The 20,415-nt window shown below is 69.9% G+C and carries 17 protein-coding genes; 5 read left to right on the top strand and 12 right to left on the bottom strand.

The genetic code is table 11. The annotated features are described in order from the left end of the window. Nucleotides 1-35: 35 nt before the first annotated feature. The 7 genes from OG623_RS23290 to iolC form a co-directional block, all read right to left on the bottom strand. Complete coding sequence (locus OG623_RS23290) at nucleotides 36-641, bottom strand: DUF4291 domain-containing protein (RefSeq protein WP_406148972.1); 606 nt, start codon at nucleotides 639-641, stop codon at nucleotides 36-38. 123 nt (nucleotides 642-764) lie between these two features. After that, nucleotides 765-1,745, bottom strand: coding sequence for a peptidoglycan-binding protein (locus tag OG623_RS23285; RefSeq protein ID WP_406148970.1), 981 nt, complete (start codon nucleotides 1,743-1,745; stop codon nucleotides 765-767). Between the two features lie 332 nt (nucleotides 1,746-2,077). Next, the gene (mmsA, locus tag OG623_RS23280) at nucleotides 2,078-3,577 is read right to left on the bottom strand and encodes a CoA-acylating methylmalonate-semialdehyde dehydrogenase (protein WP_406148969.1); all 1,500 of its coding nucleotides are present in this window, start codon (nucleotides 3,575-3,577) and stop codon (nucleotides 2,078-2,080) included. Between the two features lie 28 nt (nucleotides 3,578-3,605). Next, nucleotides 3,606-5,522, bottom strand: a complete 1,917-nt coding sequence (gene iolD, locus OG623_RS23275; protein WP_406148968.1) for a 3D-(3,5/4)-trihydroxycyclohexane-1,2-dione acylhydrolase (decyclizing) — start codon at nucleotides 5,520-5,522, stop codon at nucleotides 3,606-3,608. Further along, on the bottom strand, nucleotides 5,519-6,403 hold the full coding sequence (gene iolB / locus OG623_RS23270; RefSeq protein WP_406148967.1) for a 5-deoxy-glucuronate isomerase: 885 nt from the start codon (nucleotides 6,401-6,403) through the stop codon (nucleotides 5,519-5,521). The genes iolD and iolB overlap by 4 nt, the downstream gene beginning before the upstream one ends. A gap of 40 nt (nucleotides 6,404-6,443) precedes the next feature. After that, the gene (locus tag OG623_RS23265) at nucleotides 6,444-7,334 is read right to left on the bottom strand and encodes a deoxyribose-phosphate aldolase (RefSeq protein WP_406148965.1); all 891 of its coding nucleotides are present in this window, start codon (nucleotides 7,332-7,334) and stop codon (nucleotides 6,444-6,446) included. Beyond that, a complete protein-coding gene (gene iolC / locus OG623_RS23260; protein WP_406148964.1) occupies nucleotides 7,331-8,425 on the bottom strand; it encodes a 5-dehydro-2-deoxygluconokinase in 1,095 nt (364 codons plus the stop codon). The genes OG623_RS23265 and iolC overlap by 4 nt, the downstream gene beginning before the upstream one ends. A gap of 134 nt (nucleotides 8,426-8,559) precedes the next feature. Between iolC and OG623_RS23255 the strand changes: the two genes are divergently transcribed. Further along, on the top strand, nucleotides 8,560-9,486 hold the full coding sequence (locus OG623_RS23255; protein WP_406148962.1) for a sugar phosphate isomerase/epimerase family protein: 927 nt from the start codon (nucleotides 8,560-8,562) through the stop codon (nucleotides 9,484-9,486). A 136-nt stretch (nucleotides 9,487-9,622) separates the two neighbouring features. Continuing rightward, the gene (locus OG623_RS23250) at nucleotides 9,623-9,814 is read left to right on the top strand and encodes a helix-turn-helix transcriptional regulator (RefSeq protein ID WP_406148961.1); all 192 of its coding nucleotides are present in this window, start codon (nucleotides 9,623-9,625) and stop codon (nucleotides 9,812-9,814) included. A gap of 39 nt (nucleotides 9,815-9,853) precedes the next feature. Here OG623_RS23250 and OG623_RS23245 read toward each other — a convergent pair whose 3' ends face one another. After that, entirely contained in the window at nucleotides 9,854-10,906 is a 1,053-nt protein-coding gene (locus tag OG623_RS23245) for a zinc-dependent alcohol dehydrogenase family protein (protein WP_406148959.1), read from the bottom strand. Here OG623_RS23245 and OG623_RS23240 point away from each other — a divergent pair. Then, nucleotides 10,905-11,240 (top strand): heavy-metal-associated domain-containing protein, encoded by a 336-nt coding sequence (locus OG623_RS23240; RefSeq protein WP_406151968.1) that lies wholly within the window; start codon nucleotides 10,905-10,907, stop codon nucleotides 11,238-11,240. The genes OG623_RS23245 and OG623_RS23240 overlap by 2 nt on opposite strands. 792 nt (nucleotides 11,241-12,032) lie before the next feature. Here OG623_RS23240 and OG623_RS23235 read toward each other — a convergent pair. Together OG623_RS23235 and OG623_RS23230 are read right to left on the bottom strand one after the other, a co-directional pair. Further along, complete coding sequence (locus OG623_RS23235; protein WP_406148957.1) at nucleotides 12,033-13,331, bottom strand: citrate synthase; 1,299 nt, start codon at nucleotides 13,329-13,331, stop codon at nucleotides 12,033-12,035. A gap of 197 nt (nucleotides 13,332-13,528) precedes the next feature. Beyond that, nucleotides 13,529-15,760, bottom strand: a complete 2,232-nt coding sequence (locus OG623_RS23230; RefSeq protein ID WP_406151967.1) for an ATP-dependent RecD-like DNA helicase — start codon at nucleotides 15,758-15,760, stop codon at nucleotides 13,529-13,531. Between the two features lie 249 nt (nucleotides 15,761-16,009). On the opposite strand from OG623_RS23230, the gene OG623_RS23225 reads away from it, so the two are divergent. Further along, nucleotides 16,010-17,011 (top strand): hypothetical protein, encoded by a 1,002-nt coding sequence (locus OG623_RS23225; RefSeq protein WP_406148955.1) that lies wholly within the window; start codon nucleotides 16,010-16,012, stop codon nucleotides 17,009-17,011. A gap of 120 nt (nucleotides 17,012-17,131) precedes the next feature. Further along, complete coding sequence (locus tag OG623_RS23220; RefSeq protein ID WP_406148954.1) at nucleotides 17,132-18,547, top strand: hydrolase; 1,416 nt, start codon at nucleotides 17,132-17,134, stop codon at nucleotides 18,545-18,547. Between the two features lie 93 nt (nucleotides 18,548-18,640). Here the strand turns inward: OG623_RS23220 and OG623_RS23215 are convergent, their stop codons facing one another. Together OG623_RS23215 and OG623_RS23210 are read right to left on the bottom strand one after the other, a co-directional pair. Continuing rightward, on the bottom strand, nucleotides 18,641-19,636 hold the full coding sequence (locus OG623_RS23215) for a hypothetical protein (protein WP_406148953.1): 996 nt from the start codon (nucleotides 19,634-19,636) through the stop codon (nucleotides 18,641-18,643). Between the two features lie 281 nt (nucleotides 19,637-19,917). Beyond that, nucleotides 19,918-20,325, bottom strand: coding sequence for a RidA family protein (locus tag OG623_RS23210; protein ID WP_406148951.1), 408 nt, complete (start codon nucleotides 20,323-20,325; stop codon nucleotides 19,918-19,920). Nucleotides 20,326-20,415: the final 90 nt, after the last annotated feature.

Below are 20,415 nucleotides of genomic sequence, written 5' to 3'. Positions count from 1 at the left end.
AGCGCGGGATGTCGGCCGATCCCACTGCCGGGAACTCACGGGGCGGTGGGAACCGGGCGAGGAGCCCTGAGGTCCAGCGGGGTCTCCACGGGCAGCAGCGCGGAGACCCTCTCCCGCTCCCCCGCCCGGACCGCCGCGTGCACCTCGTGGGCCAGGGGCGTGACATCGCGTACGGAGACGAGCCACTCGTCCGCGTAACGCCGCGCTGCCTCACCGCTCAGCCCCAGCTGGAGCGAGCGGTACGGCAGCGGGTTCAGGGCCGGATCGCGTTCGGGGTCCCACTGGACCCGGGCGGGAGCCGACCGCAGCGCACGCTTCCACGCGCCCTGGTCCTCGTGCACCTCGGGTACGTAGTGCGACAGTTCGGCGTTCTCCAGCGCCCAGGCGAAGCCGGCCCGGGTGATCTCGACGGCGAGCACGGTCTCCTGGCCCTCCTTCGCGCCCCAGCCGCAGCGGTACATCATCCACAGGAAGCTCGGCTTGATCCATGTCATGCGGTCGCGCTTCCAGGCCGGCGGGAAGCGCCCGTCGCGTGCGGCGGGGAGCCCGATCGCCGGCGGGTAGGCCTGGTACACGGTGACGGTGGTGTCGGTGTGCTGCGCGCGGATCTCGTAACGCGGCGGGTGGGTACGGTCGTTCATACGCCCAGGATGCGGGACCTCGGCGCGTCGCGGCATCCGGTTTTCCGCCCCGGCCCACCACGCGCGGCAGGCGGCTCCTGTGCACCGCGGCGCGATGCACAGGAGCCGCCTGGTCCGCCAGGGTCAGCGGGAGCCGAGCAGGGTGCGCCAGGTGTTCGGGCCGACGACACCGTCGACCGCGAGCTTGTGGTTCTTCTGGAAGGCGACCGCCGCGGCCTTCGACTTCGCGCCGAACTTGCCGTCCACCGCCAGCTTGTAGCCGTAGACGTTCAGCTGCGTCTGTGCCGCCTTAACCGCCGATCCGGAGGAGCCGGACTTCACGGTCCTGATCAGCTTGGACCAGGTGTTCGGGCCGATGACACCGTCGGCGGCCAGGGACCGGGACTTCTGGAACTTGACCACTGCGGCGCGGGTGTTCGGGCCGAAGCTGCTGTCGGCCGCGATCGAGTAGCCCTGTGCGGCGAGCAGTTGCTGGGCGGACTTCACGTCCGCTCCCTTGGAGCCGCTCTTGAGGACCGGCCAGGAGACGCTCGGGGACGGGACCTGACCACCGCCGCCACCGCTGCCTCCTCCGCTCAGCTTCACCGGGCGGAAGGGGTCGTAGTTGTCGCTGCCGATCCCGTACGTGAGCTGCCGGTGGGTGGTGCCGTACGTACCGCGCTGTTCGTAGGCCCAGTAGGAACTGTGCGCCGTGTTGGCCCACTTCTCGAAGATCACCACGTGGCGGAAGTCGCCGTCGCTGGTGCTGTAGTCGATCAGCAGGTCACCCTTCTTCAGCTGGCTCACGCCGCTGAGCCGCTTGGTGACGCCGCTCGTCGTCGCAAGACCGACGGTGTTCAGGCCGGGCTTGCCGAGACCGAGCGCCATGGAGACGAAACCCGAGCAGTCCTGGCGGTAGCCGTCCTTCCAGTTGCGCTCCATGCTGTACGGGACCGGGCCGCCGTTGTTGGCCGTGAGCCAGGTGCGGGCCCGGTTGATCATCGTGTCGGGCGAGAGCGTGGCCGTGGCCATCGTCGACAGGTCGCCGGCCTGGGTGACGAGCTTGCTGTCGGCCTCCGGCTCACCCCCGTAGGCGACCTCCTTCCCGGCGGCGGCGTTCGCCATGTCCGGCGCGTCGCTACCGCTGAGCGACGGTACGGCGATTGCAGCAGCAACACCTGCTGCGGCGACGCCCACGAGAGCGATCTGGGTGCGGCAGGTAAGCCGGCTACGAAGAGACATGATTCCCCCGAATTTCTCTTGGCGTTCCTCTCCTGACGGGACATCACAATGGCAAAGTTTGCTGCCCGCGCCCAGCGCTGTACGGAAGCCGCATCAGTCAGTGACGCGGCCCCGACAATGTCCGCGTCATGCGACCGCATCACCTCCACGAAAAGAGGCCGGCAGGCGGCTGTTCAGCCACCTGCCGGCCTCTGTGCGAGGCGATACGGGGAACCTCAGTGGTTGCGGGGGAAGCCGAGGTCCACGCCCGCCGGGGCGTCGGCCGGGTCCGGCCAGCGGGTGGTGACGACCTTGCCCCGGGTGTAGAAGTGCACGCCGTCGTTGCCGTAGATGTGGTGGTCCCCGAAGAGGGAGTCCTTCCAGCCGCCGAAGGAGTGGTAGCCGACAGGCACCGGGATCGGGACGTTGACGCCGACCATGCCGGCTTCGATCTCCAGCTGGAAGCGGCGCGCCGCCCCGCCGTCGCGGGTGAAGATCGCGGTGCCGTTGCCGAAGGGCGAGGCGTTCATGAGGGCCACGCCGTCCTCGTACGTGTCGACGCGCAGGACGCACAGGACAGGGCCGAAGATCTCGTCGCGGTAGGCGTCGGAGTCCGTGGACACGTTGTCCAGCAGGGACAGGCCGATCCAGTGGCCGTCTTCGTAACCCTCGACCGTGTGGCCCGTGCCGTCGAGTACGACGTCGGCGCCCTGTGCGGCGGCCCCGGCGACGTAGGAGGCGACCTTGTCGCGGTGCGCGGCGGTGATCAGGGGGCCCATCTCGGATGCGGGGTCGGTGCCGGGGCCGATCGTGATCCTCTCGGCACGCTCACGGATCTTCGCGACCAGCTCGTCCGCGACGGAACGCACGGCCACGACCGCGGAGATGGCCATGCAGCGCTCACCGGCGGAGCCGTACGCGGCCGAGACCGCGGCGTCGGCCGCGGCGTCCAGGTCGGCGTCGGGGAGGACCAGCATGTGGTTCTTCGCACCGCCGAGCGCCTGGACCCGCTTGCCGTTGGCGGAGGCGGTGGCGTGGATGTACCGGGCGATCGGGGTGGAGCCCACGAAGGAGACGGCGGCGACATCGGGATGGGCGAGGAGCCCGTCCACGGCGACCTTGTCGCCGTGCAGGACGTTCAGCACACCGTCGGGCAGCCCCGCCTCCGCGGCCAGCTCCGCAAGCAGGTTGGCGGCCGACGGGTCCTTCTCGCTGGGCTTGAGGACGAAGGTGTTGCCACACGCGACGGCCAGCGGGAACATCCACATCGGCACCATGGCCGGGAAGTTGAACGGCGTGATGCCCGCGACGACGCCGAGCGGCTGCCGGATCGAGGAGACGTCGACCCTGCTGGAGACCTGGGTCGACAGCTCGCCCTTGAGCTGGGTGGTGATGCCGCAGGCCAGCTCCACGATCTCCAGGCCGCGGGCCACCTCGCCCAGCGCGTCGGAGTGCACCTTGCCGTGCTCGGCGGTGATCAGCGCGGCGATCTCGTCGCGGTGGGCGTCCAGCAGGGCGCGGTAGCGGAAGAGCACGGCGGTACGCGCGGACAGCGACGAGGTGCCCCAGGTCGCGTACGCGGCCTTCGCGGCACCGACGGCGGCGTCGACCTCGTCCGTGGAGGCGAGCGCCACCTGGGTCGTGACGGCGCCGGTCGCCGGGTCGGTGACCGGGCCGTGGTTGCCCGACGTGCCCTCGACGGTCTTGCCACCGATCCAGTGGTTGACGGTCTTCATGACGGGGTCTCCTTCACAGATGGCGGCTTCACAGATGGCGGCGTCGGGCTGCGAACTGCCGGTCGTACTCTTTCCTGGCCTCGACCGCGGACGGGCGCGTCGCGGTTTCGGCCACCGGAACATCCCACCACGCCTGTGCGGGCGGCGGCCCCGACACTGTGTCTGCCGTTTCGGTCTCGACGTAGACACAAGTGGGACGGTCCGCGCCGCGCGCCTCGGCCAGCGCCCGGCGCAGCTCCCCCACCGACCCGGCGCGCAGGACGTCCATGCCGAGGGACGCCGCGTTGGCGGCGAGGTCGACGGGCAGCGGGGCGCCGGTGAACTCCCCCTGCTCCGTGCGCCCGCGGTAGGCGGTGCCGAAGCGTTCGGCGCCGACGGACTCGGAGAGCCCGCCGATGGAGGCGTACCCGTGGTTCTGGAGGATGACCAGCTTGACGGGCAGGCCCTCCTGCACCGCGGTGACGATCTCGGTGGGGTTCATCAGATACGTGCCGTCGCCGACGAGCGCCCACACGGGCCTGCCGGGCGCGGCCAGCTGGACGCCGAGGGCGGCGGGGATCTCGTATCCCATACAGGAGTATCCGTATTCGACGTGGTACTGCTGCGCAGAGCGGGCCCGCCACAGCTTGTGGAGGTCACCGGGGAGTGAACCCGCCGCGTTGATCAAGATGTCGTCCTCGGTGACCAGCTCGTCCAGCAGCCCGAGCACCTGCGCCTGGGTGGGGCGGGCTTCCGGGTCACCGGCGGCGAAGGCCGCGTCGACACGCCGCTCCCAGCGCTCCTTGGCCTCGGTGTACGCGCTCTCGTAGGCCAGGTCGACACGGTGTCCGAGGGCGCCGAGCGCCTCGCAGAGCGCCTCGATCGCCGTACGGGCGTCCCCGACCAGGGGGAGGGCGGCGAGCTTGTGGGCGTCGAAGCCGGTGATGTTGAGGTTGAGGAAGCGGACGGCCGGATCGGCGAAGAGGGTGGAGGACGCCGTCGTGAAGTCCGTGTAGCGGGTGCCGATACCGATCACCAGGTCGGCCTCACGGGCGAGGTCGTCGGCGGTGGCCGTCCCCGTGCTCCCGATACCGCCCACATCGGCCGGGTGGTCGTGGCGCAGCGACCCCTTGCCCGCCTGGGTCGAGGCGACCGGGATACGGGTGGCGGCGGCGAACGCGGCGAGGGTCTCCTCGGCACCGCTGTGGTGGACGCCGCCGCCCGCGACGATCAACGGACGGCGCGCGGTGCGCACGGCACGGACGGCCTGTTCGAGCTCGTACGGGTCGGGGGCCGGCCTGCGTACGTTCCAGACGCGCGTCGCGAAGAACTCCGCCGGCCAGTCGTACGCCTCGGCCTGCACGTCCTGCGGCAGCGCGAGGGTGACCGCGCCCGCCTCCGCCGGGTCGGTGAGCGTACGCATCGCCTGGAGGGCGGCGGGGATCAGCGCCTCGGGACGGGTGACCCGGTCGAAGTAACGGGAGACGGGGCGCAGGCAGTCGTTGACCGACACGTCGCCCGCGTGGGGCACTTCGAGCTGCTGGAGCACGGGGTCGGCGGGGCGGGTCGCGAAGGTGTCGCCCGGCAGGAGCAGCACGGGCAGGTGGTTGACGGTGGCGAGCGCGGCGCCGGTGACGAGGTTGGTGGCGCCGGGGCCGATGGAGGTGGTGACGGCCTGGGCGCGGAGCCGGCCCGACTGGCGGGCGTAGCCGACGGCGGCGTGCACCATGGCCTGCTCGCTGCGCCCCTGGAGATAGGGCATCGCGGGCCCTGCCTCGACGAGCGCCTGCCCGATGCCCGCGACGTTGCCGTGGCCGAAGATGCCCCAGGTGGCGTTGATCAGACGGTGACGGCGGCCGTCGCGCTCGGTGTACTGGCGGGCGAGGAACGCGATGAGCGCCTGAGCGGTGGTGAGCCTGCGGGTGGCCCCGGGTGCGGCGGCGGGTGTGGTCGGCGGAGTCGTCACCTGGTGGCCTCCGCACCGTTGAGGGCGAGCCGAGGATCGACGGGCTGCGCGGACCAGGTGTCGCGGATCCAGCGGTGGTCGGGGTGGTCGCGGATCAGCCACTCGCGCTGCTCGCCGGGGCCCGCCATCACGTTCAGGTAGTACAGGGTGCGGCCGGGCGGGGCGATGGACGGGCCGTGCCAGCCGTCGGGGATGAGGACGGCGTCACCCGTGGCGACCTCGGCCAGGACGTCCGTACCTCCGGTACGGGACGGTGACACCCGGTGGTAGCCGAGGCCGTCGCCCTCGACCTCGAAGTAGTAGATCTCCTCCAGCACCGACTCGGTGCCGGGGTGGTGCTCGTCGTGCTTGTGCGGCGGATACGAGGACCAGTTGCCGCCGGGGGTGAGGACCTCGACGGCGATGAGCCGGTCGCAGTCGAAGGTGTCGGCCGCGGCGAAGTTGTTCACCTGGCGCGAGCAGGTGCCGGCGCCGCGGAGCTCCACCGGTACCTCCGGCGCGGGGCCGTAGCGAGCGGGGAGTCGTCGCTCGCACTTCGCTCCTGCCAGGGCGAAGCGGCCCCCTGCGCCGGAGGCGATCTGGGCGCGGGCGTCGCGTGGGACATAGGCGAAATCGGTTGCCGAGCCGAACACGTCTTCCCTGCCCAGCAGTTCGAAGATCTCACCTTCCGCCTGCACCGTACAGCCGCCGGACAACGGCAGGACGATCCATTCACTCTCGCCGGTTACCAGAGTGTGAACACCACCTGGTTCGAGCTCCAGGACGCGCAGGCTCGACCGCTCCCACCCGGCGCGCTCCGGGTCGATGTCGAGGGCGTAGGGGCCTCGTCCTGCACGGCCGGCCCTGAGGTGGTGCCTGTGCTTCTCGTCGGGCGTCGTCATGGCTCCATCCCTACCCGTGGTCGGCGTCCTCGTGCCCCGTTCACAGAAGTCCTACGGCCGTGTCCACCGCCCCCGCCACATCCCCGTCGGGCGGATAGAGCAGCGACCGTCCGACCACAAGCCCCTGCACGGTCGGCAGTCGCAGCGCGCCGCGCCACTTCTCGTACGCCGTGTCGGGGTCCCCGGTGACCTCGCCGCCGAGGAGGACCGCGGGGAGGGTCGATGCGCGCATCACCCGGTCCATGTCCTCGGGATCGTCCGTCACGGGGACCTTGAGCCAGGTGTAGGCGGAGGTCCCGCCAAGACCCGAGGCGATGGCGATGGAGGTGGTGACGGCGGTGGCGCCCAGGTCGGTGCGGAGGCCGCTCGGGGTGCGGTGGCAGAGGAACGGCTCGATGAAGACCGGCAGCCGGAGCGCGGCCATCTCGTCCACGGTGCGCGCGGCGCTGTGCAGGGTGTCCAGGGAGCCCGGATCGTCGTGGTCGATCCGCAGGAGGAGTTTGCCGGCGTCGTAGCCGTGGTGGGCGAGGTCGGCGGGGCGGTGGCCGGTGAAACGGTCGTCGAGCTCGAAGGCGGCTCCCGCGAGGCCGCCCCGGTTCATGGAGCCGAGGACGACCTTGCCGTCCAAGGCGCCGAGGAGCAGCAGGTCCTCCAGGACGTCAGCGCCGGCGAGCACCCCGTCGACACCGGGGCGGGCCAGGGCGAGACGGAGGCGTTCCAGCAGGTCGAAGCGGTCGGCCATGGCCAGGTCGTCGTCGCCGACGGCCAGGGCGCCACGCGCCGGATGATCCGCCGCGATGATCATCAGGCGTCCGGAGGGGCCGATGAGGGGGCGTCTGCGACGGGTGGCAGCGGCCTCGGCGACGGCTTCGGGGTGGTGGACGCGGAGCCGGACGAGATCGGCGAGGCAGGCGGCGGCGGGCGGGGTCACGGGGCGACTCCTGCGGGGCCCGTGGGGTCAGTGGGGCCCCTGAGGTCAGTGGGGCCTGCGGGTTCCGTGGGTCCCGTGGTCCCCGGGCCGGCTGCCTCGATCGCGCCGTCGGCCAGGGCCTGTTCGACCTCGTGCGGGAACGGCATCGCGGACGAACAGGCGAGGCGGGAGGCGACGATGGCCCCGGCCGCGTTGGCGTAACGCATGACATGGGCCGTGTCCCAGCCGGCGAGAAGGCCGTGGCAGAGGGCGCCGCCGAAGGCGTCCCCGGCACCGAGGCCGTTGACGACGTCCACGGGGAGGGGCGGGATCTCCGCGGTGGTGCCGTCACGGTGGACGGCGAGGACGCCCTTCGGCCCCTGTTTGACGACGGCGAGTTCGGGCCCTGCGGCGAGCAGGGCGCGGGCCGCCGCGTACGGCTCGCGTTCACCGGTGGCGATCTCGCACTCGTCGAGGTTGCCGACGGCGACGGTGGCGTGGGCGAGTGCCTCGCGGTAGTGGGCGCGGGCGGCGGCCGCATCGGCCTCACCTCCGTCCTCCTCCCCGCCCCAGAACATCGGGCGCCAGTCGAGGTCGAAGACGGTGATGCGCGGGGGCGCGTCCCGTGCCGCCGCGCTCCGGGCCCGGAGCGCGATGAGGGTCGCCGTACGGCTGGGTTCGGCGCACAGACCGGTGCCGGTCATCCAGAAGACCCGGGCGGCCCGCACCGCGTCCAGGTCGAGCTCCCCGGCGTGGATCTCCAGGTCGGGCGCCTTGGGCTGCCGGTAGAAGTAGAGGGGGAAGTCGTCCGGCGGGAAGATCTCGCAGAAGGTGACCGGGGTCGGATACTCCGCCACGTCGCTCACCCACAGGTCGTCGACCCCGAACTCCCCCAGCGCCTGGTGGAGATAGTCGCCGAAGGGGTCACGGCCGGTCCGGCTGATCAGCGCCGTACGCCGCCCCAGCCGGGCGGCCGCCACCGCCACGTTGGACGGCGAGCCGCCGAGGAACTTCGCGAAGGTCTCGACCCGGGCCAGCGGTACGCCGGTCTGCAACGGGTAGATGTCCACCCCGAGGCGTCCCATGGTGATCACGTCGTACGGCGCAGGCATACGCATCCCTTCGACCCGGTGCTCCGGCCGGTCCGCTCCCAGGTCTAGCCCTCGCCCGGAACCCTGTCAACACTTTGTCCGGACATTCGGACGAACCCTTGACACCCCTACTCGGGGACTGGAGGGTGGGCGATATGACCTCCTCCGTACCCTCTCCGGCCCGCATCCGCATCGGTTCGGCACCTGACTCATGGGGGGTGTGGTTCCCCGACGATCCGCAGCAGGTGCCCTGGGAGCGATTCCTCGACGAGGTCTCGGACGCGGGCTACGAGTGGATCGAGCTCGGCCCCTACGGCTATCTCCCGACCGAACCCGCCCACCTCGCGGACGAGACCGCCCGCCGGAATCTCGCCGTCTCCGCGGGCACCGTCTTCACCGGATTGCACCACGGCCCGGCGGTCTGGGACCGGACCTGGGAGCATGTCGCGGGCATCGCGGCACTCACCCGGGCGATGGGCGCGGGGCATCTGGTGGTCATCCCGTCCTTCTGGCGGGACGACAAGACCGGCGAGGTGCTGGAGGACCGGACCCTCACCGCCGCGCAGTGGCGTGACCTCACCACCCAGACGGAGCGTCTGGCCCGCGAGGTGGGTGACCGCTACGGACTGCGGATCGTGGTGCACCCGCACGCCGACACGCACATCGACAGCGAGGAGAACGTCAACCGCTTCCTCGACGCCACCGACCCCTCCCTGGTCTCGCTCTGCCTCGACACCGGCCACTTCGCGTACTGCGGCGGGGACAGCGTGAAGCTCATCAGGACCTACGGCGAACGGATCGGCTATCTGCACCTCAAGCAGGTCGACCCCGCGGTCCTCGCCGAAGTCGTGGCGGACGAGGTGCCGTTCGGACCGGCCGTGGCGCGTGGCGTGATGTGCGAACCCCCGGGCGGGGTACCCGCGCTGGAGCCCGTGCTGGACGCCGCGCGCGCCCTGGGCAGGGACCTGTTCGCCATCGTCGAGCAGGACATGTACCCCTGCCCGCCCGACAAGCCGCTGCCCATCGCGCGCCGCACCCGTGAATTCCTCCGCAGCTGCGGTCCCTCGCGGCCGTCCGCCTGAGCACGAGTCACCTCCGCGTCACGCATGTCCGGGTTCGGCTGATCCTGTGTCACGGACTCGCGACGCCCCCTGCCCGGCCCCGACCTCTCTCGTTCACCGGAAAAGAGGCGCACGGACGTACAGAGAGGTGTCATTCATGGCGGACAGAACACTCTGGTCGTACAAGGACATCGCGGCGCACATCAAGGTCCAGCCGGACACGATCCGCTCGTACCGCAAGCACGGTCTTCTTCCGCCTCCCGACGATGTCCGGAACGGGAAGCCGTTCTGGTACGTGGACACCGTCCTCGCCTGGATCGCGTCCCGGCCGAGCAACCGGGGCCGTTGAAGACGCGGGACCCGGGCGAACGGATACGGAATCGACCGTTCAGGCCCCCTTCGCCGGTTCGATGACGGTGACGCCCGCCCCGGGGGCGCTCCCCATCGCGGCGAGGGCCGCCGGGGCGGCGTCCAGCGGGAGGGTGGAGGTCACCAGCAGGTCCGGCCGCAGGGCGCCGGCCCGGACCATGTCCATCATCGGCGGATAGTCGTGGGCGGCCATGCCGTGGCTGCCGAGGATCTCCAGTTCGAGCCCGATGACCCGCGCCATGGGCACGACGGGGTCACCGGCCGCCGAAGGCAGCAGCCCGACCTGGACGTGCCGGCCCTGCCGTCGCAGACTCCGTACCGAGGCGGCGCAGGCGACCGGGGATCCCAGCGCGTCCAGCGACAGCTGCGCACCACCGCCGGTCAGTTCGCGTACGGCCTCGTCCGCACCGGCGGGATGCTCCGACGCGTCCACACAGGCGGACGCGCCGAAGGCCCGCGCCAGGTCCAGGGCCCCTCGTGAGATGTCGACCGCGACGACCCTGGCCCCGCAGGCCACCGCGATCATCACCGCCGAGAGTCCGACCCCGCCGCAGCCGTGCACGGCGACCCACTCCCCCGCGGCGACCCGGCCCTGCCCCACGACGGCCCGGAACGCCGTGGCGAACCGGCAGCCGAGTCCGGCCGCCGTGACGTACGACAGCCCTTCGGGCACCGCGACCAGATTGACGTCGGCCTGCTCCAGCGCCACGAACTCGGCGAAGGAGCCCCAGTGGGTGAAGCCCGGCTGGGTCTGCCGCTCGCACACCTGCTGGGCGCCCGCCGCGCAGGCGGGACACCGGCCGCAGGCACAGACGAAGGGCACCGTGACCCGGTCACCGGCGCGCCAGTTGTGTACGCCGGGACCCACCGCCTCGATCAGTCCGGCCAGCTCGTGCCCCGGCACGTGCGGCAGGACGATGTCCGGGTCATGGCCCGCCCAGGCGTGCCAGTCGCTGCGGCACAGGCCCGTGGCCTCGACCCGGACCACGACTCCTCCGGCCGAGGGGGTGGGGTCCGGGAGGTCCCGGACCCGGGCCTCCCGCCCGAACTCCTCGAACACCACTGCCCGCATCAGCCCCGCCTCCCGATTTATACCCCCTAGGGGTATAGTTTTCCGTGTGGGCAGGTACGCCGGACTCCCCGGCGCCCCACCCGCCACACTCACATATGTCTGCGAAGAGGAGAACGTCATGACCACCGAGACGGTGTACGAGGTGAAGGGCATGACCTGCGGCCACTGCGAAGGAGCGGTGACCGAGGAGGTCTCCGGGATCGAGGGGGTCACCTCGGTGAAGGCGGAGGCGGCCAGCGGCCGGGTCACCGTGGCCTCCGCCGCACCGCTCACCGACGACGCCGTACGCGCCGCCGTGGACGAGGCGGGCTACGAGCTCGTGGGCCGCGCCTGACATCTCCCGACCCCGGTTCATGGAGATCCCGAGGTGGCCCCTGCCGCCAACCGCCCACCGAGGCGTACTCTGTGGACCAGAAGGAGCAATCCCCACCAGGCTTCCGACTCCAGCCCCTCACCGCGTACAGGCTGCTCAGCAGCGTGATCGCGGATTCAGGGGCGGCGACTCCAGCAGTCTCCGCCAGGACGAGGAGCCCGAGGGTTGCAGCCCTTCACATAATTTCCACAAAGAGACTTAGATCACACCGATTCAGGGGTAACCATCCGAGGGGTTGGTGAGTCTAAGAGTGCGATGCCAAGGATGTCTTGGGGGACGTCCGACGGAGTGTCTTGGGGGACGCTCCGGGCAATGCGTTGGCCGGGGCACGTGCACCGGGGAGCTTTGAGCGGCCCTCCCGTGCGTACGTACCCCGGCAGTCGCACAGCAGGACCGAACTGAATACGCACCACCGAGGAACAAGGGAGTTCAGGCTCCCGCGCAAACGCCCGGCCGGATCCCGTGGGGGGAATCCGCTCCGGGATATGGGGAGCGCCCTGTCCGTCGACCCGTGGGGGGATCGGCAGACAGGGCGCTTCTCGCGTTCCGCACGAGCTGGGCGAGGGTGATTCGGCATGGCGGACGGGCCGGCCCCGCTCCCCCGCGCCGTCCGGCCCTGAACGCCGAATCGCCCCGTACACCGCGCTCGATGATCGAGCACGGCACGCGGGGCGAAGGCATGGGCCTCCGGAAAAAGGGGGCCGGTGGTGCAGGTGGCTCCGCGAGGCGGAACCGGCGTGCGGCGGTCGGGCGTCAGCGGCCCTCGACCGGGACGAAGTCGCGCAGGACCTCGCCGGTGTAGATCTGGCGCGGGCGGCCGATACGGGATCCCGGCTCCTTGATCATCTCGTGCCACTGGGCGATCCAGCCGGGGAGCCGGCCGAGCGCGAACAGCACGGTGAACATCTCGGTCGGGAAGCCCATGGCGCGGTAGATCAGGCCCGTGTAGAAGTCCACGTTGGGGTAGAGGTTGCGCGAGACGAAGTACTCGTCGGAGAGCGCGTGCTCCTCCAGCTTGAGCGCGATGTCGAGCAGCTCGTCGGACTTGCCGAGCGACGACAGCACGTCGTGGGCGGCGGCCTTGATGATCTTGGCGCGCGGGTCGAACGACTTGTACACCCGGTGGCCGAAGCCCATCAGGCGGACGCCGTCCTCCTTGTTCTTCACCTTCTGGATGAAGGAGTCGACGTCGCCGCCGTTGGCCTGGATGCCCTCCAGCATCTCCAGGACCGACTGGTTGGCGCCACCGTGCAGGGGCCCCCACAGGGCCGAGATGCCGGCGGAGATCGAGGCGAACATGTTCGCCTGCGAGGAGCCGACCAGGCGCACGGTGGAGGTCGAACAGTTCTGCTCGTGGTCCGCGTGCAGGATGAGCAGCTTCTCCAGCGCCGAGACGACGACCGGGTCCGGCACGTACTCCTGGGCCGGGACGGAGAAGGTCATCCGCAGGAAGTTCTCGACGTAGCCGAGGTCGTTGCGCGGGTAGACGAACGGGTGACCGATCGACTTCTTGTACGCGTACGCCGCGATCGTCGGGAGCTTGGCCAGCAGCCGGATCGTCGAGAGGTGGCGCTGCTCCTCGTCGAACGGGTTGTGGCTGTCCTGGTAGAAGGTGGACAGCGCGCTGACGACCGAGGACAGCATGGCCATCGGGTGGGCGTCGCGCGGGAAGCCGTCGAAGAAGCGCTTGACGTCCTCGTGCAGCAGCGTGTGCTGGGTGATCTCGTTCTTGAAGGTCGACAGCTCGTCGACCTTGGGAAGGTCACCGTTGATCAGCGTGTACGCGACCTCGAGGAACGTCGAGCTCTCGGCGAGCTGCTCGATCGGATATCCGCGGTACCGCAGGATGCCCTGTTCGCCGTCGAGGTAGGTGATGGCGGATTTATAGGCGGCCGTGTTGCCGTATCCACTGTCCAGCGTGACCAGGCCCGTATTGGCCCGGAGCTTCCCGATATCGAAGCCCTTGTCGCCGACGGTGCTGTCGATCACCGGGTAGGTGTACTCGTCATCGCCGTACCGCAGTACTACAGCGTTGTTGGTGTGCTCGCTCACGTCATCCCTCACCGACGTAGTGCCTCTTCTTCGAGGTGCCCTGACTGTCTCCACCCTCCCCCATTTGGCGCAGGAGAGTGCACTCGGGGTCGTCCATTGGACCTACCGACGGCACTGAGTGCCGCCAACTTCCTCATCCTGCCCCCTCGCCTCCGGTTCCGGAAGGGCTCAGTGACGTATCCCACCGTTTTGATCGATCATTTTTCCGGGAAGTCTCCTGGCGTCCTGCCACGGAGCCGGAAATCCAGTGCCGTGCAGCGTCTGCCTGCGGAAACCGTGCGGACGGCCTGGCCGATCGCCTTGCGCGAACCAACCAGTACGACCAGCTTCTTGGCCCGGGTCACGGCCGTGTACAGCAGATTCCGCTGCAACATCATCCAGGCGCTGGTGGTGACCGGAATGACGACCGCCGGGTACTCACTTCCCTGCGAGCGGTGGATGGTCATCGCGTAGGCGTGGGCGAGCTCGTCCAGTTCGTCGAAGTCGTAGCCGATCTCCTCGTCCTCGTCGGTGAGAACCGTCAGCGTCTGCTCGTCCGCGTCGAGAGCGGTGACGACACCGACCGTACCGTTGAAGACACCATTCTCCCCTTTGTCATAGTTGTTGCGAATCTGAGTCACTTTGTCGCCGACCCGGAAGACCCGCCCGCCGAACCGCTTCTCCGGCAGGCCGGGGCGGCCCGGGGTGATGGCCTGCTGAAGCAGCCCGTTGAGATGCCCCGCACCTGCCGGGCCTCGGTGCATCGGGGCGAGAACCTGCACGTCACGGCGGGGGTTCAGCCCGAACTTGGCGGGGATGCGGCGGGCGGCGACATCCACGGCGAGCACCCCGGCGTCCTCCGTCTCGTCCTCCACGAAGAGGAAGAAGTCGTCCAGCCCCTGGGTCTGCGGCGGCACCCCGGAGTTGATCCGGTGGGCGTTGGTGACGACGCCGGACTTCTGGGCCTGCCGGAAGATGGTGGTCAGCCGGACCGCGGGGACCGGGCCGCCCTCGGCGAGCAGATCCCGCAGCACCTCGCCCGCACCGACCGACGGCAGCTGGTCCACATCGCCCACCAGCAGGAGGTGGGCACCGGGTGCCACCGCCTTGATCAGCTTGTTGGCGAGCAGCAGATCGAGCATCGACGCCTCGTCCACGACGACCAGATCGGCGTCCAGCGGCCGGTCGCGGTCGTACGCCGCGTCCCCGCCGGGCTTCAGCTCCAGCAGCCGGTGCACGGTGGAGGCCTCGGTGCCGGTCAGCTCCGAGAGCCGCTTCGCGGCCCGCCCGGTGGGGGCCGCCAGGACCACCTTGGCGTTCTTCGCCCGGGCCAGCTCGACGACCGAGCGGACGGTGAACGACTTCCCGCAGCCGGGGCCGCCCGTCAGCACGGCGACCTTCTCGGTCAGCGCGAGCCTGACGGCCGCCTCCTGCTCGGGCGCCAGCGTCGCCCCCGTACGCCGGGCGAGCCAGGACAGCGCCTTGTCCCAGTCGACGTCCCCGAAGGCGGGCATCCGGTCCTCCGGCGCCCGCAGCAGACGCTGCGTCTGGGAGGCGAGGGAGATCTCGGCGCGGTGGAAGGGGACCAGATACACCGCGGTGACCGGCCGGCCGTCCTCGGGCCCCGGCACCCTCTCCCGCACGACACCCTCCGGGTCGTCGGCGAGCTCCGCCAGACAGTCGATGACGAGCCCGGTGTCGACCTGGAGCAGCTTCACGGCGTCGGCGATCAGCCGCTCCTCGGGCAGGAAGCAGTGCCCCTGGTCCGTGGACTGCGACAGGGCGTACTGCAGCCCGGCCTTGACCCGCTCGGGGCTGTCGTGCGGGATCCCGACGGCCTGGGCGATGCGGTCGGCGGTGAGGAACCCGATGCCCCAGACGTCGGCAGCCAGCCGGTAGGGCTGGTTCTTGACGACGGAGATCGAGGCGTCCTCGTACTTCTTGTAGATACGGACGGCGATGGAGGTGGAGACCCCGACGCTCTGGAGGAAGACCATGACCTCCTTGATCGCCTTCTGTTCCTCCCAGGCCGCGGCGATCATCTTCGTCCGCTTCGGCCCGAGCCCCGGCACCTCGACGAGCCGCTCGGGCCGTTGCTCGATGATGTCCAGGGTGTCGACGCCGAAGTGGGTGGTGATGCGGTCCGCCATGACAGGGCCGATGCCCTTGATCAGTCCGGAACCCAGGTAGCGGCGGATCCCCTGGATGGTCGCGGGCAGGATCGTCGTGTAGTTCTCGACGGTGAACTGCTTGCCGTACTGCGAGTGGGAGCTCCAACGCCCCTCCATCCGCAACGACTCACCGGGCTGCGCGCCGAGCAGCGACCCGACGACGGTGAGCAGGTCACCGGCCCCGCGCCCGGTGTCGACGCGGGCGACCGTGTACCCGTTCTCCTCGTTGGCGTAGGTGATCCGCTCCAGGACCCCTTCGAGAACGGCCATGTTCGGCATGGTGGACATGAGTCCGACGGTATCGGGCGGCGCTGACACGAGGCCCTGGGCCTGACGGCTGGGCCCAGGGCCCTGCGCCGGGGTCAGGGTCCTGCGCCCGGACCAGGAAGTGGCGGTCCCGCGACCTACAGATGTCCGCACTGCCACGCACAGACGTCGTGCGGGCAACCAGCGGTGCCCCGCCGACGCTTACCCACAGCCGGGTCGCGCACTAGTCTGGGCCGCTCGGAACGAGGGGTAGAGGCACATATGCATGACCGCGCACCGCACTCGCACTCGCACGCCACGTCTCAGCGCACCGCGCCGTCCCGCAAGCCCAAACCTCCCGCACAGGTCCCGCAGCCGGCCGGCAGGAGCCGGCTGACCGACGCGGCGGTCGTCGCGTTGCAGCGCACCGCCGGCAACGGCGCAGTCACCCGCTCGCTCGCCGGCAACGGCGCCGTGCCGGTCCAGCGACGTAAACCCTCGGCGAACGCGCCGACGGAGCACTACGCGGCCGAGGCCACACGGCACCCCGAATGGCCGGTGTTCCAGAGCCTGATGCAGACGGCCCGGTGCACCGAGGCCGAGACGGAGACGGCCTGGCAGCTGATCCTCGGCGGCCTGCGGGAGCAGAGTGACCTGAACCAGCAGTCAGCCGACCCCTCCCTCGACAAGCAGGACGCCAGCAAACTCCGCGCGTCCAACACCTGGTTCAAGGAGCTCGTCGCCTTCCTCGGCCACAAACTGAAGATCGGACAGGGCTCGATGGCCCTCTGGTCCGGCGGGTTCGACACCAGCAAGTACGCGCATTCCAAGGGCCACACACCGCTGGAGTTCAGTCCACTGGGCGCGGTCGTCGACAAGCTGGAGCTGCACTCCGACTGGGCGTTGCAGGGCAAGCTGTGGAACGCTCTCTCCGTCGCCTACGTCAACCACGCGACCGGCCCTGTGCACGTGTTCATGCGCGCGTACGACCCCACGAGTGTGCTGGTCAAGCAGGAGATCCCGCAGCTGCGCAAGCTCCAGAAGCTCAACCCGAACGTCCAGTTGGTCTGGCACCCGCTGTACACCACGCCCGACGGCCAGATCCACGAGATCACCCAGGACCTCCGCCTCACCGACAACGCCCCGTACACCAGCAGGGACAGGTGCGTGGCGTCGATGTACATGTACCTGCTGCGCATGCACGACGAGAGCAACGACCAGGCGGGCCCCGCCTACAAGGACATGAACAACCGCCTGGCGGCCAACGTCAACGCGAAGGCCTGACCCCGACGGCGGTGGCTCTTCGCCCGCTCCTCCGTGGACATCCAGGTCCCGCCCCTTCGGGCACCATTCATGCCCCCTGGCTTCCTGACTCGGCACCGCCGCCGCGTTTAACGTCTGGGAGTGAGCCTCTGGACTTCCCTTGAGCCCGCCTCCACCACCGTGGACCCGGGTGGCAGTACGACTGTGCGGCTGCGCCTACGCAACACCGGTGATGTGGTGGACGAGTACCGCTTCGAGGCGGTGGGCTCTCTCGCGTCCTGGACCGCCGTGGAGCCGCAGTCACTGCGGCTGTATCCGGGCACGACGGGAGCGGTGGAGCTGACGTTCAGTCCGCCGCGTACGCCGGACGCGACGGCTGGGCCGAATCCGTATGCGGTGCGGATCACGCCGACGGAACATCCGGAGGCGACGACCGTTCCGGAGGGGAACCTCACCATCACCCCGTTCACGGAGATGCGGGCGGAGTTGGTACCGCCGACGGTGAAGGGCCGTTTCCGTGGCCGCCCGAGACTGGCCGTGGACAACCTGGGCAACACGAAGCTCACGGCGTCGTTGAGTGGCAGTGACAACGGCGATCAGCTCTCCTACGAGCTTCATCCGAGCAATGTGCAGATCGAGCCGGGCCGTGCCGCCTTCGTGAAGACGACGCTGAGGCCGCGGCAGATCACCTGGTTCGGGGCCGCGGAACGCCGGCCCTACACCCTGGCGGTACGGCGGTCGGGCGGGACGTCGACGGACGTGGAGGGGACGTATGTGCAGCGGGGGTTCCTGCCGCGCTGGCTGGCGGCCTTCCTCAGCATCCTCATGGCTCTGGCGATCACGTTCGTGATTCTGTGGATCGCCTACAAGCCCCAGGTCAGCAGCGCCGCCACCGAAAAGCCTGAAGGCGGCGTCACCACCCTGGCGCCCTCACCAACCCCCGAGGCACCGAAGGCCCCGTCCGCGGAGGCCTCGACTCCCGCCGCGACCGAGACCCAGCCGGCCGGCGGAGCGGGGTCGGACGGCGGCGGTGCCGAGGAGAAGGAGACCAAGGCGCCCGAGAGGACCGCGGCGACCGCCGTCCAGCAACTGGCCGCGAAGGATCCGAGCGGACGGCACATCTGCTACCGGGCCTTCGTGAAGGGGCAGGGCTGGACCGACGCCGTGTGCGACGGCGAGACGGCGGGCACAGTGGGCAAGCAGACGCCCCTGAAGGCCGTCAACATCGCCGTGGCCGGAACCAAGGGCACGGCAGGGTCCGCCTTCGTCCACGACCCCGCGTCGAGCAATGGCGAGGGGCACTTCCCCAAGCCGTGGTCGGGCGTCAAGGACGGCGTCGACCACTACCTCGGCAGCACCAAGAAGGGCGCCCCCGACCTGCTGGGGTTCACGATCAACGTCGACGGTGGCAAGGGCCCCGTCTGCCAGACCGCCCACGTCCACAAGGACGGCTGGCTCAGCCTGGCCTGCGACGAGCCCGGAAGCGGGTTCGACTTCGCCTACACCGGCACCCACGACAACGATTCGTGGATCGAAGCGGTCAAGCTCACGGTCTGACCCGGGCCGTCCCGGCAGCTGCGGTCGTCCGGAACGCGCTCCAGCCTCCGTACCCTGATGAATCTCCTGACCGGGCCGTCGGCCGGCGTTCGGTCAGGAGCGGCGTCGTATGTCGAAGCTGATGTGGAAGTTTTCGGACGTGTCCTGGGTCAGCTCACCCCCCGCGATGAAGTACGCGCGCTCCGGGGGAAGTCCCTTCACCTCGTTGTACGTCCGCACGGTGTTGAGCGTCGATTTTCCGTTGACCGTTTTCATCATCTGGTCGTACTTGTCGCTGTTCTCGACGAAGGAGACCCTGGATTCGTCGCCGAGGATGGCGCCCAGGGTCTCCTTGGCCTGTTTTCCCGAGATGTTCTGCCGGTAGATGCGGTCCGGCAGCTTGTCCGGGATCCCGGTCGCGGCGGTCTTGTTCTCCGCCAGCGCCCCCTTGACCGTCTTGTTCAGGTCGTTGCTGCTGCGCCCGCCGCTCGAGCCGCCCAGCGAGTCGGCCGCCGACCACTGGTTCAGGAAGGCGTCACTCGCGGTATAGGCGGGAGCCGGGTTCACTTCCCCGGTTTCCGGGTCCTCCGTGTCCTTGCCCTGGCGGTAGTTCTCCATCATCACCGCGAAGGTACCCTCGTCGTCCTTCCCGAAGAGGTTCTTGAACGCCCCGCCCTTGAGCGGCGGCTTCCCCGAAGCGTCCTGCGGGTCGGACTTGTAGTCCTGGGACTCTTCACCGATCTCGATCATGTCGCCCGGCACCGTCCGTCCGAAGGCCTCCAGAGCCGACGACCTCTTGGCTTTTGCAGCCACATCGGCGTCCTTCTTATGCGCGTTGGTGTTCTTGATCCACGCGTCAAGCCTGTCCTGCGGGTCCTTCACGATGCGCTGCACCGGAACACCGGCACCGGTACCGCTCCGCAGGGCCCGCTGCAGGGCGGCATTGCCGACCGAGCCCTGAAAAGCGGCGACCTGTGACGCCGTGAGCAACTCCCGGGAGGCCGGTGACACCCCGGCGGGCGAGTGTCGCAGGTTCGTCGGCAGGGGTGTGCGGGCCCTGGCGCCGCGCACGATCCAGGAGTCTCGGTCGAGTCGCTCACGCTCGGGCATGCTCGTCTCTTCTCTCCGTCTGCGACACAGGTCAGACTCAGCTTCACCCGGCCGGCAACGTCTCACAAGGCTCGCCAGGGCACTCCCGAGAGACAACTGTTGCCCTACCGGCCATCCACCCCCTCGCGTGCGCCCGCATCGGTCCCGCGAGAAAACCGTCCGGGCGGAGCCGGAATCGCACGGCCTGCCGCGGCGTGACCGCGGCCGGCCGTGGTGGGGAGGGGCTGACCTCGTCCGCCGGGTCCACAGCTGACGGGCCGTACGACGCCGGTCGGGCCCCCTCACTCCAGCACCGCCGTGGCCTCGACCTCCACCAGGTGGGCCGGGACGTCCAGCGCCGCGATCCCCAGGAGCGAGGCCGGCGGGGAGGCCGTGATCCCGAGCCGCTCGGTCGCCCGGGTGATGCCCGCGAGGAGCAGCGGCATCTTGTCCGGGGTCCAGTCGACGACGTACACGGTCAGCTTCGCCACGTCGGCGAAGGAGGCTCCCACCCCGGCCAGTGCCGCGTCGACGTTGAGGTAGCACTGCTCGACCTGGGCGGCCAGGTCGCCTTCGCCGACCGTGACGCCGTCGGCGTCCCAGGCGACCTGGCCCGCGACGGAGACCAGCTTCGAACCGGTCGCGACCGACACCTGGCGGTAGACGTCGATCTCGGGGAGCCCCGCGGGGTTCACCAGGGTGATGGCCATGCTGTACGCCTCCTCGTCGCGCAGGCCGAGTGGCCCGAGCGTGCTCTCTTGTGGTTACTCAGGAACCGTAGGAGAGTCTTGGCTGACATG

Source organism: Streptomyces sp. NBC_01012 (assembly GCF_045162755.1).
Lineage (GTDB): Bacteria > Actinomycetota > Actinomycetes > Streptomycetales > Streptomycetaceae > Streptomyces.
Note: the sequence above shows the minus strand (reverse complement) of the source record. Positions and strands in the feature narration are given on the sequence as shown.